Source organism: Streptomyces glaucescens (assembly GCF_002154375.1).
Classification (GTDB): domain Bacteria; phylum Actinomycetota; class Actinomycetes; order Streptomycetales; family Streptomycetaceae; genus Streptomyces; species Streptomyces glaucescens.
In genome coordinates, this window is the sequence record NZ_MUND01000869.1 from 1 (window position 1) to 1,131 (window position 1,131).

A 1,131-nucleotide genomic window follows, 5' to 3' on the forward strand; every position below is an offset into this window, starting at 1 on the left:
GCCCGGCCGGCCGGGCCTCAGCCGGTGCCGGGCGTCCAGGTGCGGGTGGTGACGACGACGGCCCCCCGGACTTCGGCGGCCACGGACTCCCCGGGAGCCCGCCCCGGCAGGTGCACCGGGGCGTCGGCGGCCAGCGGGAGGACCCTCAGGGTGAGCCCGTGGGCGCGCAGCGCGTCGGGCGGGAGCCGGTCGAGGGCGATCTCCCAGGGGCGTCCGGCGAAGAACTGGTCGGCGACGAGGCGGTCTCCGAGGTAGGCGCGGGCCACGTCACCGGTCCAGTCGAGGCGCAGCAGGGTGCGTCCCTCCTCCGCGAGGAGGGCGTCCGGTACGTCGACGCGGTACTCGGCGGCGACGGTGCCGAAGTACTCGTCCGCGGGGGCGCTCGCCCGGCCCTGGACGCCGGTGACGGGCCGGGGCGCGGGACCGGCGGCCCGGAGCGGGGTGACCGGTACGGCGGTCTCCCCCGCGGTCCGCTCGCCGAGCCGCGTGTAGCGGGTGAACACCCCGTCCTCGGTGGCCTTCGTCCCCGCCGGGTCCCGTTCCGGCGCGGGCAACACGGCGAACGAGGGCTGGGCGGCGGCGACCTCGACCAGGGCGTCCGTACCGGGGCGCAGCCCGGTGAGCAGGGTCCGGCCGCCGACGGTGACGACCTCGCCGGACGGTGTGCTCACGGAGGCCACCGTGCCTGCGTCCAGGGCGAGTTCGGGCGTGATGCCGTCGGTGGCGGCGAGCACCAGAACGGTGCGGCCGTCGTCCTCGACCGTGCACACCGGCTGCGCGGTGGCCCAGTCGAGCCGCAGCCCGCCGATCTCCAGGCGCAGCGGCCAGCAGAAGTACGCGCCCGGAGGCACGGTGACGGGGCTGGTGGGCAGGGTGAGGGCGGGCGCGTCGGGGAACTCCACCGTGAAGGCGGTGTCCGGGTGGGCGGGCAGCGGCTCGTGCGGCTGGTGGTTGGTGACGAACAGGAAGCCGGAGTCGCCGTCGGCGCGCACGGCCCAGCGCAGGGTGTCGCGGTCGTGCTGGCCGTCGGGCTGCCGCTCGGGCAGCACGGACTCCGTCGCCGCGATCCGGTCGCCGAAGTCGGCCAGCAGCAGGTGCTGGAGCCGCAGTGCGTGGTACGAGGGGCGGACC

Annotated in this window: 1 pseudogene; it reads right to left on the reverse strand. The window is 76.9% G+C overall.

Going from position 1 to position 1,131, the window contains the following annotated elements:
• Positions 1-17 precede the first annotated feature (17 nt).
• Positions 18-1,131: pseudogene (locus CCN42_RS38645) on the reverse strand (beta-galactosidase); the annotation flags it as partial.